Origin of the sequence: Enterobacter bugandensis (genome assembly GCF_900324475.1) — a bacterium.
GTDB lineage: Bacteria > Pseudomonadota > Gammaproteobacteria > Enterobacterales > Enterobacteriaceae > Enterobacter > Enterobacter bugandensis.
On record NZ_LT992502.1, the window covers coordinates 320,591 to 336,893 of the forward strand.

The 16,303-nt window shown below is 56.6% G+C and carries 16 protein-coding genes and 1 pseudogene; 14 read left to right on the forward strand and 3 right to left on the reverse strand.

All coding sequences use genetic code 11. The features are described from left to right. The first annotated feature begins 55 nt into the window (after positions 1-55). The 3 genes and pseudogenes from dinF (at position 56) to DG357_RS01555 (ending at position 1,723) form a co-directional block, all read left to right on the forward strand. Positions 56-1,393, forward strand: a complete 1,338-nt coding sequence (gene dinF / locus DG357_RS01550) for an MATE family efflux transporter DinF (RefSeq protein WP_088204518.1) — start codon at positions 56-58, stop codon at positions 1,391-1,393. Further along, a pseudogene (locus DG357_RS23280) lies at positions 1,390-1,464 on the forward strand (hypothetical protein); the annotation flags it as partial. The gene dinF and the pseudogene DG357_RS23280, both read left to right, overlap by 4 nt. 49 nt (positions 1,465-1,513) lie before the next feature. Next, positions 1,514-1,723 carry a CsbD family protein gene (locus tag DG357_RS01555; RefSeq protein ID WP_014882139.1) on the forward strand — a complete coding sequence of 70 codons (210 nt, stop codon included), beginning with the start codon at positions 1,514-1,516 and terminating at the stop codon, positions 1,721-1,723. Between the two features lie 48 nt (positions 1,724-1,771). Here the strand turns inward: DG357_RS01555 and zur are convergent, their stop codons facing one another. Continuing rightward, entirely contained in the window at positions 1,772-2,284 is a 513-nt protein-coding gene (gene zur, locus DG357_RS01560; RefSeq protein WP_028015164.1) for a zinc uptake transcriptional repressor Zur, read from the reverse strand. Positions 2,285-2,399: 115 nt separating this feature from the next. Here zur and DG357_RS01565 point away from each other — a divergent pair, with 115 nt between their 5' ends. From DG357_RS01565 to pspG, 4 genes are all read left to right on the forward strand, one after another. After that, positions 2,400-2,888, forward strand: a complete 489-nt coding sequence (locus DG357_RS01565; protein WP_088204517.1) for a cupin domain-containing protein — start codon at positions 2,400-2,402, stop codon at positions 2,886-2,888. A gap of 225 nt (positions 2,889-3,113) precedes the next feature. Then, on the forward strand, positions 3,114-4,373 hold the full coding sequence (traF, locus tag DG357_RS01570) for a conjugal transfer protein TraF (RefSeq protein WP_408608537.1): 1,260 nt from the start codon (positions 3,114-3,116) through the stop codon (positions 4,371-4,373). An 82-nt stretch (positions 4,374-4,455) separates the two neighbouring features. Beyond that, on the forward strand, positions 4,456-5,451 hold the full coding sequence (gene dusA, locus DG357_RS01575; RefSeq protein WP_049137649.1) for a tRNA dihydrouridine(20/20a) synthase DusA: 996 nt from the start codon (positions 4,456-4,458) through the stop codon (positions 5,449-5,451). Positions 5,452-5,586: 135 nt separating this feature from the next. Next, positions 5,587-5,829, forward strand: coding sequence for an envelope stress response protein PspG (gene pspG, locus DG357_RS01580; RefSeq protein WP_028015168.1), 243 nt, complete (start codon positions 5,587-5,589; stop codon positions 5,827-5,829). 184 nt (positions 5,830-6,013) lie between these two features. On the opposite strand, the gene DG357_RS01585 is transcribed toward pspG, so the two are convergent. Then, entirely contained in the window at positions 6,014-6,997 is a 984-nt protein-coding gene (locus DG357_RS01585; RefSeq protein WP_049137647.1) for a quinone oxidoreductase, read from the reverse strand. A gap of 66 nt (positions 6,998-7,063) precedes the next feature. Here DG357_RS01585 and dnaB point away from each other — a divergent pair, with 66 nt between their 5' ends. From dnaB to DG357_RS01615, 6 genes are all read left to right on the forward strand, one after another. Beyond that, entirely contained in the window at positions 7,064-8,476 is a 1,413-nt protein-coding gene (dnaB, locus tag DG357_RS01590) for a replicative DNA helicase (RefSeq protein WP_008503375.1), read from the forward strand. Positions 8,477-8,492: 16 nt separating this feature from the next. Next, a complete protein-coding gene (alr, locus tag DG357_RS01595; RefSeq protein ID WP_028015170.1) occupies positions 8,493-9,572 on the forward strand; it encodes an alanine racemase in 1,080 nt (359 codons plus the stop codon). A gap of 109 nt (positions 9,573-9,681) precedes the next feature. Beyond that, positions 9,682-10,875 carry an aromatic amino acid transaminase gene (gene tyrB / locus DG357_RS01600; protein ID WP_045260940.1) on the forward strand — a complete coding sequence of 398 codons (1,194 nt, stop codon included), beginning with the start codon at positions 9,682-9,684 and terminating at the stop codon, positions 10,873-10,875. 218 nt (positions 10,876-11,093) lie between these two features. After that, a complete protein-coding gene (gene aphA / locus DG357_RS01605) occupies positions 11,094-11,807 on the forward strand; it encodes an acid phosphatase AphA (RefSeq protein WP_041911537.1) in 714 nt (237 codons plus the stop codon). 112 nt (positions 11,808-11,919) lie between these two features. Next, positions 11,920-12,336, forward strand: coding sequence for a secondary thiamine-phosphate synthase enzyme YjbQ (locus tag DG357_RS01610; RefSeq protein ID WP_041911536.1), 417 nt, complete (start codon positions 11,920-11,922; stop codon positions 12,334-12,336). Between the two features lie 2 nt (positions 12,337-12,338). Continuing rightward, positions 12,339-12,692, forward strand: coding sequence for an MmcQ/YjbR family DNA-binding protein (locus DG357_RS01615; RefSeq protein WP_028015174.1), 354 nt, complete (start codon positions 12,339-12,341; stop codon positions 12,690-12,692). Positions 12,693-12,695: 3 nt separating this feature from the next. Here the strand turns inward: DG357_RS01615 and uvrA are convergent, their stop codons facing one another. Beyond that, on the reverse strand, positions 12,696-15,518 hold the full coding sequence (gene uvrA / locus DG357_RS01620) for an excinuclease ABC subunit UvrA (protein ID WP_041911534.1): 2,823 nt from the start codon (positions 15,516-15,518) through the stop codon (positions 12,696-12,698). 251 nt (positions 15,519-15,769) lie between these two features. Here uvrA and ssb1 point away from each other — a divergent pair, with 251 nt between their 5' ends. Then, positions 15,770-16,300 carry a single-stranded DNA-binding protein SSB1 gene (gene ssb1 / locus DG357_RS01630; RefSeq protein ID WP_006810470.1) on the forward strand — a complete coding sequence of 177 codons (531 nt, stop codon included), beginning with the start codon at positions 15,770-15,772 and terminating at the stop codon, positions 16,298-16,300. Positions 16,301-16,303 lie beyond the last annotated feature (3 nt).

Below are 16,303 nucleotides of genomic sequence, written 5' to 3' on the forward strand. Positions count from 1 at the left end.
TGACAGGCTACGCTTCCGCTGTAGCCTGCTTCATTTACCCTTCCCGGTATCTCTCATGTCACTGCTGACGGCATCTGATAAGGCATTGTGGCGTCTTGCCCTGCCGATGATTTTCTCCAATATCACCGTGCCCTTGCTGGGTCTGGTCGATACGGCCGTTATTGGTCATCTCGATTCCCCTGTTTATCTTGGCGGCGTGGCGATTGGCGCGACGGCAACCAGCTTCCTGTTTATGCTGCTGCTCTTTTTGCGTATGAGTACTACCGGGCTCACGGCACAGGCGTATGGTGCGAAAGATCCGTTACGTCTGGCGCGTGCGCTGGTGCAGCCGCTGATCCTGGCGCTTGGCGCGGGGGTACTCATTGTTTTACTGCGCACGCCCCTGATAGACTTTGCGCTCCATGTTGTTGGTGGCAGCGAGGCGGTACTGGAGCAGGCGCGTCGCTTCCTGGAAATCCGCTGGCTCAGCGCGCCCGCTTCGCTGGCAAACCTGGTTCTGCTGGGTTGGTTACTGGGTGTGCAATACGCCCGTGCGCCAGTGATTTTGCTGGTCGTGGGAAACCTTCTCAACATTGTGCTCGATCTCTGGCTGGTGATGGGCCTGCATATGGACGTGCGCGGGGCGGCACTGGCGACGGCGATTGCCGAATACGGAACCTTACTCATTGGGCTGTGGATGGTCTGGCGCGTGATGGCCCTGCGCGGGATATCCCTCGTAATGCTGAAAACCGCATGGCGCGGCAATATCCGTAAACTGCTGGCGCTCAACCGTGACATCATGCTGCGCTCGCTTCTGCTACAACTCTGTTTTGGCGCATTGACGGTTTTTGGTGCCCGTCTTGGGCCTGAGATCGTCGCGGTGAATGCGGTCCTGATGACATTGCTGACGTTTACCGCCTACGCGCTGGATGGCTTCGCCTACGCCGTTGAGGCGCATTCCGGGCAGGCGTACGGCGCGCGGGAAAGTGGCCAGCTTAGGGATGTCTGGCGGGCAGCCTGTCGACAAGCGGGACTGGTCGCGCTGGCGTTTGCACTGATTTATGCCTGTTTTGGCCGTGACATTATTGCATTACTCACTTCGATCCCGGCTTTACGTGAACTGGCGGACCACTACATCGTCTGGCAGGTGATCTTGCCGGTGGTGGGGGTGTGGTGTTATCTGCTGGACGGCATGTTTATCGGTGCGACGCGCGGAGCGGAAATGCGCAACAGTATGGCGGTTGCGGCGGCGGGGTTTGGTTTGACGCTGCTGACGCTTCCGTGGCTGGGTAATCACGGTTTGTGGCTGGCGCTTGCGGTCTTTCTCTCCCTGCGCGGCCTCTCGCTTGCCTTTATCTGGCATCGCCACTGGCAAAATAATACCTGGCTTCCTTCCCGTCACGATATATCGTGACGGTTAAAGATTCCGAATATGAAATCAACTGCCGAATCCTCAACTACAATTATTATCACGTCCAGCAGAAAAGAACGTAACGGACGTTACGACCCGACGCTTAACTAAGAGGACACGATGATGAATAAAGACGAAATCGGCGGCAACTGGAAGCAGTTCAAAGGTAAAGCGAAAGAACAGTGGGGTAAGCTGACTGATGACGATATGACCGTCATTGAAGGCAAGCGCGATCAGCTTGTCGGTAAAATTCAGGAACGTTACGGCTACGCGAAAGATCAGGCGGAAAACGAAGTCAAAGACTGGGAAACCCGTAACGACTACCGCTGGTAACGCTGAATAACCCACAGAGGCGGCTTAAGAGCCGCCTTTCTTTTGCTGCTAACGCGGCTTTTTCTTTATCAGAATTGAGTGGTCGTGCTGACACGCATCCTGATGTCGACAGGCTTCCACCTCAACGCATGCAGAACACAGCCCGTGCGCTTCAATCACGTTATGACGCAGGGCAAAACCCATTTTTGCCGCCAGCGTGTGCATAATGTCCTCTACGCCTTCCGCTCCCTCTTCTTTCACTACGCCGCAACGATCGCAGATAAACATGGCCGATGTATGCGTTGGCTGATCGAAAAGATGGCACAGGACATAGCTGTTTGTGGATTCAACTTTATGCACAAACCCTTGTTCCAGCAGGAAATCCAGCGCGCGATACACCGTGGGCGGTTTAGCCTGCGGCTCGCTTTCGCGGAGCAGGTCGAGTAGATCGTAGGCGCTGATCGCCCCCTGTTGCAGGCTCATCAGGCGCAAGACTTCAAGGCGCTGCGGGGTCAGGCGCACATTGCGTTGCGCGCACAGCTTTTCGGCCTGCGCTAACAGCTCTTTTGTGGACTTATCCATTTAGCACCTCGGATGTTCTGGGAGATAAAACCCTCACTTTATCATGTTCTGGCAAAAACACCGATATCCGCCAGGCTGTGCTATACCTGACGCATCGCAAACCGGGAATGTAACAATGAAAAAACCAGACTGTATCAAGCACTGGCGCGACGTAGAAAGGCCAGATGACGCCACCTACCCCGACAGTAACGAGCTTTTTTCCATCGGATCGCCGCTGGCGCGCAGCCTGGGCCTCAGGCGTATAGGCATTCATCATGAACGTTTACCACCGGGACGTCGGACGTCCTATCCCCATGCGGAAAGTGACGAAGAAGAGTTTATCTACGTGCTTGAGGGCTATCCTGAAGCCTGGATTAATGGCTATTTGTGGAAACTCGAACCCGGAGACAGCGTGGGCTTTCCCGCCGGAACGGGGGTGTGCCACACCTTTATCAACAACACAGAGGAAGAGGTTCGGCTACTGGTGGTGGGGGAGGCCAACAAGAAGCACAACCGCATCTACTATCCGCTCAATCCGGTTTATGCCGCCACGCGGGAAGATCGCTGGGTAGACCATCCGCCACAGTTTTTTGGGCCGCACGATGGAAAACCTGGGAAAAAATAATTTCCTCTTCTATAAATATTGAGGGCCGTCACAAATTACAACAGGCCGTAAGGAAGTTTTACTTAGGGAATGAATTAGCGGGTCTTTTTATCTTTATTCACAGCAATAGTTCGCGCCTGTTTGGGGGATAACAGACAGGGGTTATTTCATAACAGACTATAAGACGGGCATACTGTGAAAAAACATTTTAAATTTTCGGTGGTTAGCATCGCTGTCTCCTTGTTTATGGCAAATCAGGCGGGAGCAGCCAATACCTGGACAGAATCACGTAGCGACGCGATGGGGGGCACCGGCGTTGCTTCGGGCAGTTATGGCAGTGGGGCGTTAATCAACCCCGCGCTGCTGGCAAAGGCAAAGCCGGACGATGACGTGACGGTCATTTTGCCGTCCGTTGGGGTGCAGGTAACGGATGAGGACAATCTTCAGGATGAGATTGATACCATCAACGACAAAATCAATCACTACAAGGATGTGGTTGATAATCTTACGCCAATTCAGGTCATCACTAATCCTTTAGGCTCCATCAACCAGTTCCAGGGCGCGGCCAAAGATTTGGCTGATGAGCTGGACTATCTCAAGGGCAAAACCGCTCGCGCGACGGCAGGGGCAGGGCTTGCGGTGAGTATACCTAACGATGTGCTTTCCGTGGCCTTTATGGCGAAAGGGTACGCCCATGGCCGGGTAAGTTCGTCTATCGACCAGCAGGATATTGATTATCTGCGCGGTATTCAAAGAAGCAATCTGGTGGCTGCCGGCGTTGCCCTGGACGCTGCGCTGAACGGCACGGACCAGATCACTAAAAACCTCAACTCAACGGCGTCCGGTCGGGCGGCGATTATCTCCGACTACGGTATTGCCGTTGCCCGCCAGTTTGACCTTGGCGGCGTTCCGGTTTCCGTGGGCGTGACGCCAAAACTGCAAAAAAGCTGGATCTATAACTACACCACCTCGATCTACGATTACGACAGTAATAAGTGGAACGATAGCCGCTACCGTACAGACGATACCGGCTTTAACGTCGATGCCGGTATTGCCGCTGATTTTGGCGAAAACTGGACGGTCGGCGTGAGCGGGCAAAACCTGATGTCGCGCGATATCGACACCAAAGATATCCGCATCCGCAACGGGCGTACGGGGGAAGTGGTGAGCTATAAAGACACCTACCAGATCCGTCCGCTGGTGACCGCGGGCGCTGCCTGGCACAACGATCTGGTGACCCTGACCGCCGATGGCGATCTGACCGAAACCAAAGGATTTAAGAGCGAAGATACGTCGCAGTATGTTGGGGTCGGTGCTGAAGTGACTCCGCTGAGCTGGCTGGCGGTGCGTGCCGGTTATCGTGCGGATATGAAAGGGAACGACAGCAACGTCTTTACCGGCGGTGTCGGTTTCGCGCCGTTCAATACCGTTCATGTTGACCTGATGGGCCTGTATGGCGAGGACGAAACCTGGGGCGCAGGAGCTCAGCTGAGCATGACGTTCTAAAGTACACCGGAGGCGCTGCGCCTCCGGCTTTTCTTTGTGCTATAGTAGCGCCCCTTTTCCACCAGATGCTTAAAACTTCGCCATGTCGTCAGAACACCAGACCGCTTTTCCTGCACACCGTTTCTCTATTGCGCCGATGCTCGACTGGACGGACAGACACTGCCGCTATTTCCTGCGCCAGCTCTCCCGCCATACGCTGCTGTACACCGAAATGGTGACCACGGGCGCAATTATTCACGGTAAGGGCGACTACCTGGCATACAGTGAAGAAGAGCATCCGGTTGCGCTGCAGTTGGGGGGCAGCGATCCGGTCGCGCTGGCCCAGTGTGCAAAGCTGGCGGAAGAGCGCGGCTACGACGAGATCAACCTGAACGTTGGCTGCCCTTCCGACCGCGTGCAAAACGGCATGTTCGGCGCCTGTCTGATGGGCAACGCACAGCTGGTGGCGGACTGCATCAAAGCGATGCGCGATGTGGTCTCCATTCCGGTGACGGTCAAAACCCGTATCGGCATCGACGACCAGGACAGCTACGAATTCCTGTGCGATTTCATCAATACGGTGTCAGGGAAAGGCGAGTGTGAGATGTTTATCATCCACGCCCGCAAAGCCTGGCTTTCAGGCCTTAGCCCGAAAGAGAACCGTGAGATCCCGCCGCTGGACTACCCGCGCGTGTACCAGCTGAAACGTGATTTCCCGCACCTGACGATGTCAATCAACGGCGGCATCAAGTCTCTGGAAGAGGCCAAAGCGCACCTTGAACATATGGATGGCGTGATGGTCGGGCGCGAGGCGTATCAAAATCCGGGCATTCTGGCGACCGTCGACCGCGAAATCTTTGGCGTTGCAGGCGCAGACACCGACCCGGTTGCCGTCGTGCGTGCCATGTACCCTTACATTGAGCGCGAGCTGAGCAATGGCACCTATCTTGGCCACATCACCCGCCATATGCTTGGCCTGTTCCAGGGTATTCCGGGCGCGCGCCAGTGGCGTCGCTACCTCAGTGAGAACGCGCATAAAGCCGGTGCCGATATTGAGGTGCTGGAACATGCGCTGCGGCTGGTGGCGGATAAGCGATAATTTCGCTAAAAGATCGTCAAATTCACCACGCTCTGCGGATCCTCGCGGGGCGTTTTGCTTTAAGAACAATAGGTTAGCTTTGGCATGATTCTTGTAATGATTGCAGCATCATTCGGGAACTCGTGGGAGAGCACCATGCTTGAACTACTTTTTGTGATTGGCTTTTTTGTCATGCTGATGGTCACGGGCGTGTCGCTGCTCGGCATTCTGGCCGCGCTCGTTGTGGCTACGGTAGTTATGTTTATCGGCGGATTATTTGCCCTGACGATCAAACTGCTGCCGTGGCTGCTGCTGGCTATCGCCGTGGTGTGGGTAATACGGGCGATTAAAGCGCCAAAACTGCCGACTTATCAGCGCAATAACCGCTTCCGTTACTAAGGTATTGAGGGGTTCGTCACATACTTGTAACTTTTCCGGCAGCATGGCTTAGAACAGAATAGGATTTACTTATCGAATCTGTCACTATGGCTGCCGCTACAGAATTCATCGAGCTGTACCCTACATACAGCCGAACTAAAAAAAGAAAGGGCTTCCCACGGGAAGCCCAATTTCTTTTTGGGGGTCAGGGAATTAGCAAACTTGAACCCTGCGTCGCCCGGCTTTCCAGCACCTCATGCGCGCGCTGCGCATCGGTTAGCGGGTATTTCTGCGCATCCGCCACATCCACCTTAATCACGCCGCTGGCTATTAGCGAGAACAGCTCGTTGCTGGCTTCCTCCAGTTCTTCCCGGTTGGTGATGTAACCCTGCAAAGAAGGGCGCGTCACGTACAGCGACCCTTTCTGATTCAGAATGCCGAGATTGACGCCGGTGACAGCGCCTGAGGCGTTACCAAAGCTCACCATCAGCCCGCGACGCTGCAGGCAGTCCAGCGACGCTTCCCAGGTGTCTTTCCCCACCGAGTCATACACGACGCGTACTTTTTTGCCGCCGGTGATCTCTTTTAGCCGCTCGACGATGCTCTCTTCCCGATAGTTGATCACCTGCCACGCGCCCGCGTCCAGCGCACGCTGGGCTTTTTGCGCACTGCCTGTGGTGCCGATCAGCTTCGCGCCTAAGGCTTTCGCCCACTGGCAGGCAATCAGCCCCACGCCACCGGCGGCAGCATGAAACAGGAACTGCTCATCGGGCTTAATTTCGTAGGTTTTGCGCAGCAGGTAATAGACCGTCAGCCCTTTCAGGAAGGAGGCCGCCGCCTGCTCAAAGGAGATGGCGTTAGGCAGCAGGGCGGCTTTATCCGCCGGGACGTTGTGGATGGAGCTGTAAGCGCCCAGGGCAGACTGTGCATACACCACACGATCGCCTTCTTTAATGTGCTTAACCGCACTGCCCACTTTGCTGACGATGCCGGCCGCTTCAGTGCCCAGGCCGCTCGGCATTGACGGAGGCGGGTAGAGCCCGCCGCGAATATAGGTATCAATGTAGTTAATGCCGATGGCTTTGTTTTCAACCTGAATTTCGTTCTCGCCAGGCGCAGCGGGGGTAAACTCCACCGCTTTCAGCACTTCAGGACCGCCGTGTTTCTGGAACTCAATGCGCGTTGCCATGCTCCCTCCGTAAGAAAAATATGGTAATCTTTCGACCCACTCTTTATCTCGGTAACTCCATTCACTATGGCAGGAAACAAACCCTTCAACAAACAGACTGAACCTCGCGAGCGTGATTTCCAGGTCGCAGGGTTAAAAGTCCCGCCGCACTCGATTGAAGCGGAACAGTCGGTGTTGGGCGGTTTAATGCTGGATAACGAACGCTGGGACGACGTCGCCGAGCGTGTAGTGTCTGAAGATTTCTACACCCGTCCGCACCGCCATATCTTTACCGAAATGGCGCGCCTGCAGGAGTCCGGCAGCCCGATTGACCTGATCACGCTCGCGGAATCGCTGGAGCGTCAGGGGCAGCTGGACAGCGTCGGCGGCTTTGCCTACCTGGCAGAGCTGTCAAAAAACACGCCAAGTGCGGCGAACATCAGCGCTTACGCCGACATCGTGCGCGAACGTGCCGTCGTCCGCGAGATGATCTCGGTAGCGAACGAAATCGCCGAAGCCGGATTCGACCCGCAGGGCCGCACCAGCGAAGACCTGCTCGACCTTGCTGAGTCCCGCGTCTTTAAAATCGCCGAAAGCCGTGCCAACAAAGATGAAGGCCCGAAAAACATCGCCGACGTGCTCGACGCCACCGTTGCGCGTATAGAGCAGCTTTTCCAGCAGCCGCACGACGGCGTGACCGGGGTGAACACAGGCTATGACGATCTCAACAAAAAAACGGCGGGTCTTCAGCCGTCGGATTTGATTATCGTCGCGGCGCGTCCGTCGATGGGTAAAACGACATTTGCGATGAACCTCGTCGAAAACGCGGCGATGTTGCAGGATAAGCCGGTGCTTATTTTCAGTCTCGAGATGCCCTCGGAGCAGATTATGATGCGTTCTCTGGCATCCCTGTCGCGCGTGGATCAGACCCGCATCCGTACCGGCCAGCTCGACGACGAGGACTGGGCGCGCATCTCCGGCACCATGGGCATTTTGCTGGAAAAACGGAACATCTATATCGATGACTCCTCCGGCCTGACGCCGACGGAAGTGCGCTCCCGCGCGCGCCGCATCGCCCGTGAACACGGCGGCATCGGCCTTATCATGATCGACTACCTTCAGCTGATGCGCGTCCCGTCGCTCTCCGACAACCGTACGCTGGAAATTGCAGAGATTTCCCGCTCGCTCAAGGCGTTAGCTAAAGAGCTTCACGTGCCGGTAGTGGCGCTGTCGCAGCTTAACCGCTCCCTGGAACAGCGTGCAGACAAACGCCCGGTCAACTCCGACCTGCGTGAATCCGGCTCCATTGAGCAGGATGCCGACTTAATCATGTTCATCTACCGTGATGAGGTCTATCACGAGAACAGCGACCTGAAAGGGATCGCCGAAATTATTATTGGTAAGCAACGTAACGGCCCCATCGGTACGGTACGTCTGACCTTTAACGGACAGTGGTCGCGTTTCGACAACTATGCCGGTCCTCAATATGATGATGAGTAATTTCTAAGGAATTCAAATGCAAGCGGCAACTGTTGTTATTAACCGCCGCGCTCTGCGACACAACCTGCAACGTCTGCGTGAACTGGCGCCCGCCAGCAGGCTCGTTGCAGTCGTGAAAGCGAACGCTTACGGACACGGTCTTCTTGAGACCGCGCGAACGCTCCCCGATGCCGACGCCTTTGGCGTCGCCCGTCTCGAAGAAGCTCTCCGCCTGCGCGCAGGCGGCATTACGCAACCGATTCTGCTCCTCGAAGGTTTTTTTGAAGCCTCAGATCTGCCGACCATTGCAGACCAGCAGCTGCATACGGCTGTCCATAACGAAGAACAACTGGCCGCGCTGGAAACGGCTGAACTGAGCGAGCCGGTCACCGTCTGGATGAAGCTCGATACGGGCATGCACAGGCTGGGCGTGCGTCCGGAAAACGCGGAGGCGTTTTATCAGCGTTTGTGCCAGTGCAAAAATGTGCGTCAGCCGGTCAATATCGTCAGCCACTTCGCCCGTGCCGATGAGCCCGAATGTGGCGCAACCGAGCAGCAGCTTGATATCTTCAACACCTTCTGCGAAGGCAAGCCGGGAATGCGCTCCATTGCGGCATCCGGCGGCATTCTGCTGTGGCCGCAATCCCACTTCGACTGGGCGCGTCCGGGGATTATCCTGTATGGCGTTTCCCCGCTTGAGAATAAACCCTGGGGGCCGGACTTAGGCTTTAAGCCGGTGATGTCGCTGGTATCAAAGCTGATTGCCGTGCGGGAGCACAAAGCGGGCGAGCCGGTGGGTTACGGCGGTACCTGGACCAGCGAGCGCGACACGCGGCTTGGCGTGGTGGCGATGGGCTACGGCGACGGCTATCCGCGCGCGGCACCAACGGGCACGCCGGTGCTGGTCAATGGTCGTGAAGTGAAAATTGTCGGCCGCGTGGCGATGGACATGATTTGCGTGGATCTTGGGCCCGGCGCGCAGGATAAAGCGGGCGACGATGCGGTGATGTGGGGTGAAGGTCTGCCCGTCGAGCGCATTGCTGAGATTACAAAAGTAAGTGCTTACGAACTTATTACGCGTCTGACGTCGCGGGTGGCGATGAAATACATCGACTGAGCTTTAACGGGATGCGATGCATCCCGCTTCTGTTAACATCCCCTCGATCTTATTCCGCTTCCGGTTTATTGTTGAAAACCCTGCCTCATAATAATCCGGAGAACATCGCGTGTTTCAGAAAGTAGACGCCTACGCCGGCGACCCTATTCTCTCCTTAATGGAGCGTTTCAAAGAAGATCCTCGCAGCGATAAAGTGAACCTCAGCATTGGTCTGTATTACAACGAGGATGGCATCATTCCTCAACTGAAAGCCGTTGCCGAAGCCGAAGCACGTCTTAACGCAACCCCGCACGGTGCTTCGCTTTATTTGCCGATGGAAGGGTTAAACACCTACCGTAATACGATTGCGCCGCTGCTGTTTGGTGCGGACCACGCGGTGCTCGCGCAAAAGCGCGTGGCGACTATCCAGACGCTGGGCGGCTCGGGTGCGCTGAAGGTAGGCGCAGATTTCCTGAAAAAATATTTCCCGGATTCCGGCGTGTGGGTCAGCGACCCGACGTGGGAAAACCACGTGGCCATCTTTGAAGGTGCGGGCTTTAAGGTCGAGACCTATCCGTGGTTCGACAGCGAAACCAACGGCGTGCGCGTCGAAGCGCTGCTGGAAAAACTGAACACCCTGCCGGCGCGCAGCATCGTGCTGCTGCACCCATGCTGCCATAACCCGACCGGGGCGGACCTCACCAATGCCCAGTGGGATGCGGTGATCGAGGTGCTGAAGGCACGTAATTTGATCCCGTTCCTCGACATCGCCTATCAGGGCTTTGGCGCGGGCATGGAAGAAGATGCTTACGCCATCCGCGCCGTTGCCAGCGCCGGGCTGCCAGCGCTGGTCAGCAACTCCTTCTCAAAGATCTTCTCTCTCTACGGCGAGCGCGTTGGCGGTCTGTCCGTGGTGTGTGAAGACGCCGAAGCCGCGGGGCGCGTTCTCGGCCAACTGAAAGCGACGGTCCGCCGTATTTACTCCAGCCCGCCGAACTTTGGTGCGCAGGTGGTGGCGACCGTTCTGGGCGACGAACAGCTGAAAGCCACCTGGCTTGCGGAAGTGGAAGCGATGCGCAAGCGCATTCTGTCGATGCGTCAGGAACTTGTTAACGTGCTGAAAGAGGCGGTGCCGGGGCATAACTTCGACTATCTGCTCAAGCAGCGCGGGATGTTCAGCTATACCGGACTGAGCGCGGCACAGGTCGATCGCCTGCGTGACGAGTTCGGCGTCTACCTGATCGCCAGCGGCCGTATGTGCGTGGCGGGCCTGAATGCCGGCAACGTCCAGCGCGTGGCGCAGGCGTTTGCTGCTGTAATGTAAATGCTCACTAACCCAGCCCTCTCCCCGTGGGAGGGGGCTGGGGTGAGGGCATCAGACCGCATAAACACGTCCCCCGGCACTTTGTGATCGTCTTCTTTTTATTCATCTTTATAAGTAAAAACTCCTTTCCTTCCCCTCCCGCCGGGGTTATGGTCGGATAGATTTTTGACCATCCACTCAAAATATAAAGATAACAAACTGAATATTCAGGGGAAAATATGCGCAAGATCACACTGGCGCTCAGCGCCGCCTGCTTATTGTTCTCGCTTAATAGCGCCGTCGTCGCGCGAGCTTCCGCACCGACGCCGCTTTACACCGGCACCACCGCCGCCATCCTTGCCGAGCAGGCACCCATTCACTGGGTTTCCGTGGCCCAAATCGAAAACAGCCTGATGGGCCGCCCACCAATGGCCGTGGGCTTCGACATTGACGATACCGTGCTGTTCTCAAGCCCTGGCTTCTGGCGTGGCAAGAAAACATATTCTCCGGACAGCGAAGCGTATCTGAAGAACCCGGAGTTCTGGGAAAAAATGAATAACGGCTGGGATGAGTTCAGCATTCCGAAAGAGGTGGCCCGCGCGCTGATCGCCATGCACGTTAAGCGCGGCGACAGCATTTACTTTGTCACCGGCCGTAGCCAGACCAAAACGGAGACCGTCTCCAAAACCCTGCAGGACGATTTTCAGATCCCGGCAGCCAGCATGAATCCGGTCATTTTTGCCGGTGATAAAGAGGGACAAAACACCAAAACCCAGTGGCTGGAGCAGAAAAACATCAAAGTGTTCTACGGTGATTCGGATAACGACATTACCGCGGCGCAGGATGTGGGGGCCAGAGCGATCCGGGTGCTGCGTGCCTCTAACTCGACCTATCGACCGCTGCCGATGGCAGGCAAGTTTGGCGAGGAGGTGATTGTTAACTCCGAGTATTAGTTCTTGAGCGGCGGGTTTGATTCTTTTTTGAACAAATCCGCCGCTGCGGGTTTTACCTTTCGCCTTCTTGCTGCACACTTAGAAAGATTCATCTTTCAGAACGGAGCAGCTCATGTGGTATCAACAGACCCTGACCTTAAGCGCTAAACCCCGCGGGTTTCACCTTGTGACGGACGAAGTCATCGGGCAACTCCGCGACCTGTCGCGCGTCAAAACGGGTTTACTGCATCTGCTGCTTCAGCACACGTCAGCCTCCCTCACGCTTAATGAAAATTGCGACCCTACCGTCCGGTCTGATATGGAACACCATTTCCTGAAGACGGTTCCGGACAACGCCCCCTACGAGCACGATTATGAAGGCGCAGATGACATGCCTTCGCATATCAAATCTTCTCTGCTGGGCGTATCGCTGATGCTGCCGGTTCATAACGGGCGGCTAATGCTGGGAACGTGGCAAGGGATCTGGCTGGGAGAACATCGCATTCACGGTGGTTCGCGTAAAATTATCGCAACGCTACAAGGGGAATAAAGATGACAATTTCGGAGATACTTCAGTACTGCATGAGCAAGCCTGGCGCGGAACAAAGCGTTCACAGCGACTGGAAAGCCACGCAGATCAAAGTGGGAGACGTGCTGTTTGCGATGGTGAAAGAGGTTGAAGGGCGTCCGGCGGCGTCGCTGAAAACCAGCCCGGAACTGGCGGACCTATTACGTCAGCAGCATGATGATGTGAGGCCGAGCCAGCACCTCAATAAGGCGCACTGGAGTACCGTTTATCTGGACGGCTCGCTGCCCGGCTCGCAAATTTACTATCTGGTGGATGCGTCCTACAAGCAGGCGGTTGAGCTGCTGCCGGAAGCGACCCGACAGCAGCTCTCCGTGTAACAATTACAGCAACGGTTTAAGGAAGCGCGCGGTGTGCGAGGCTTCGCACTCTGCAACGGTCTCTGGCGTACCGGAGACGAGGATTTCACCCCCGCCGCTGCCGCCTTCCGGGCCGAGATCGACAATCCAGTCCGCGGTTTTAATCACGTCAAGATTATGTTCGATGACCACAATCGTGTTGCCCTGATCGCGCAGCTGATGCAGCACCTCAAGCAACTGCTGGATATCCGCAAAGTGCAGGCCGGTGGTCGGCTCATCCAGAATGTAGAGCGTCTGGCCGGTACCACGCTTGGACAGCTCGCGCGCCAGCTTCACGCGCTGCGCCTCACCGCCGGACAGGGTTGTTGCTGACTGCCCCAGGCGAATGTAGGTCAGGCCTACGTCCATCAGCGTCTGCAGCTTACGCGCCAGCGCAGGGACGGCGTCAAAGAACTCGCGCGCCTCTTCGATGGTCATGTCCAGCACTTCGTGGATGGTCTTGCCTTTGTATTTAATCTCCAGCGTTTCGCGGTTATAGCGCTTGCCTTTGCACTGGTCGCACGGCACGTAGATATCCGGCAGGAAGTGCATCTCAACCTTGATCACGCCGTCGCCCTGACACGCTTCACAGCGGCCGCCGCGCACGTTAAAGCTGAAACGTCCTGGCGTATACCCGCGCGAACGCGCTTCCGGTACGCCTGCGAAGAGTTCACGTACGGGCGTGAAGACGCCGGTATAGGTCGCCGGGTTGGAACGCGGCGTACGGCCAATCGGGCTCTGGTCGATGTCGATAACCTTGTCGAAATGCTCCAGCCCCTGAATATCGCGGTACGGTGCAGGCTCGGCCAGCGTCGCGCCGTTCAGCGCCGTCTGCGCAATCGGGAACAGCGTATCGTTGATCAGCGTCGATTTACCGGAACCGGACACGCCGGTAATGCAGGTAAACAGGCCAACCGGCAGCGTCAGGGTGACGTCCTTCAGGTTGTTGCCGCGCGCCCCTGTGAGCTTCAGCACTTTTTCCGGGTTCGCCGCGACGCGCTGTTTTGGCACTTCAATTTTGCGCTTGCCGCTCATGTACTGGCCGGTCAGCGACTCGGGCACCGCCATAATGTCCTTCAGCGTACCTTCCGCCACCACCTGGCCGCCGTGCACGCCCGCGCCCGGGCCGATGTCGATCACGTGGTCTGCGGCGCGAATTGCGTCTTCGTCGTGCTCCACCACGATTACCGTGTTGCCGAGATTGCGCAGGTGGATCAGCGTGCCGAGCAGACGCTCGTTGTCGCGCTGGTGCAGGCCGATGGACGGTTCATCCAGCACGTACATCACGCCGACTAAGCCCGCGCCAATCTGGCTCGCCAGACGGATACGCTGGGCTTCACCGCCGGAGAGCGTTTCTGCCGAGCGGGAAAGCGTCAGGTAGTTCAGGCCAACGTTCACGAGGAACTTGAGGCGATCGCCGATCTCTTTCAGCACTTTTTCGGCGATTTTCGCACGCTGGCCGGAAAGCTTCAGGTTGTTGAAGAAGTCCATTGCGTGGCCGATGCTCATGTCTGAGATGGTCGGCAGCGCCGTGTTTTCCACAAACACGTGACGCGCTTCACGGCGCAGACGCGTGCCTTCGCAGGTGGCGCAGGAGCGGTTGCTGATGAACTTCGCCAGCTCCTCGCGCACCGCGCTGGATTCGGTCTCTTTGTAGCGGCGCTCCATATTGTGCAGCACCCCTTCGAACGGGTGGCGACGCACGGAGGTATCGCCGCGATCGTTCATGTATTTGAACTCGATGTTCTCTTTGCCGGAACCGAACAGGATCACTTTGTGCACGTTCGGGCTCAGGCTCGCCCACGGCGCTTCAACGTCGAATTTGTAGTGCTCCGCCAGCGACTTCAGCATCTGGAAGTAGTAGAAGTTACGCTTATCCCAGCCGCGAATCGCACCGCCCGCGAGCGACAGCTCGGGGTTCTGGATCACGCGATCCGGATCGAAATACTGCTGCACGCCCAGACCGTCACAGGTCGGGCACGCGCCCGCCGGGTTGTTGAACGAGAACAGGCGCGGTTCCAGCTCGCGCATGCTGTAGCCGCAAATCGGGCAGGCGAAGTTGGCGGAGAAGAGCAGCTCTTCCGCTTTCGGGTCGTCCATGTCGGAGACCACGGCCGTGCCGCCAGAGAGTTCCAGCGCGGTTTCAAAGGATTCAGCCAGACGCGTGGCGAGATCGTCACGCACCTTAAAGCGGTCAATCACCACTTCGATGGTGTGTTTCTTTTGCAGCTCAAGCTTTGGCGGATCGGACAGGTCACACACTTCGCCGTCGATACGGGCGCGGATATAGCCCTGGCTTGCCAGGTTCTCCAGAGTTTTGGTGTGCTCGCCTTTACGCTCTTTGATGATCGGTGCCAGCAGCATCAGGCGTTTGCCTTCCGGCTGCGACAGCACGTTATCCACCATCTGGCTCACGGTCTGTGCCGCCAGCGGGACATCGTGGTCCGGGCAGCGCGGCTCACCCACGCGGGCATACAGCAGACGCAGGTAGTCGTGAATTTCGGTAATGGTACCGACCGTTGAACGCGGGTTATGTGAGGTAGACTTCTGCTCAATAGAGATAGCAGGCGATAACCCTTCAATATGATCGACATCCGGTTTTTCCATCAGCGACAGGAACTGACGCGCGTACGCAGAAAGTGATTCGACGTAACGACGCTGTCCTTCGGCATACAAAGTGTCGAAAGCCAGTGAGGATTTGCCAGACCCCGAAAGCCCGGTCACGACGATGAGTTTGTCGCGAGGGATTATGAGGTTGATATTCTTGAGATTATGGGTGCGGGCGCCCCGAACTTCGATCTTATCCATTCACCTTTCCCGGTTGGAACACGGATTGCCTGGTTTGTTTGAAGGACAAACGGCTGTCAGAAACGGCTAATTATGACACAAAATGACCTGTTTGAATATACAGTATTGGAATGCATTTTCTGATTCACTGTGTAACAATGTTGAGTTCGCGGGAGAACTCTGGAACGTGCTACGCAACTATCAAAGTGCAGCATGGAAATGGTACACTCGCGCGTTTACACTATTAAGAAACGTATTCAGGAGACACGAACATGGCCAGCAGAGGCGTAAACAAGGTGATTCTCGTCGGTAATCTGGGCCAGGACCCGGAAGTACGCTACATGCCGAGTGGTGGCGCAGTTGCCAACATTACGCTGGCTACTTCCGAATCCTGGCGTGATAAAGCGACCGGTGAAATGAAAGAGCAGACCGAATGGCACCGCGTTGTGCTGTTTGGCAAACTGGCAGAAGTAGCCGGTGAGTATCTGCGTAAAGGTTCTCAGGTCTATATCGAAGGCCAGCTGCGTACCCGCAAATGGACCGACCAATCCGGTCAGGAAAAATACACCACGGAAGTGGTGGTGAACGTGGGCGGCACCATGCAAATGCTGGGTGGCCGTCAGGGCGGTGGCGCACCGGCAGGTGGCGGTCAGAACCAGCAGCAGGGTGGTTGGGGTCAGCCTCAGCAGCCGCAGGGCGGCAACCAGTTCAGCGGCGGCGCGCAGTCTCGTCCGCAGCAGCAGTCTGCTCCTGCTCCGTCTAACGAACCGCCAATGGACTTCGACGACGATATCCCGTTCTGATCA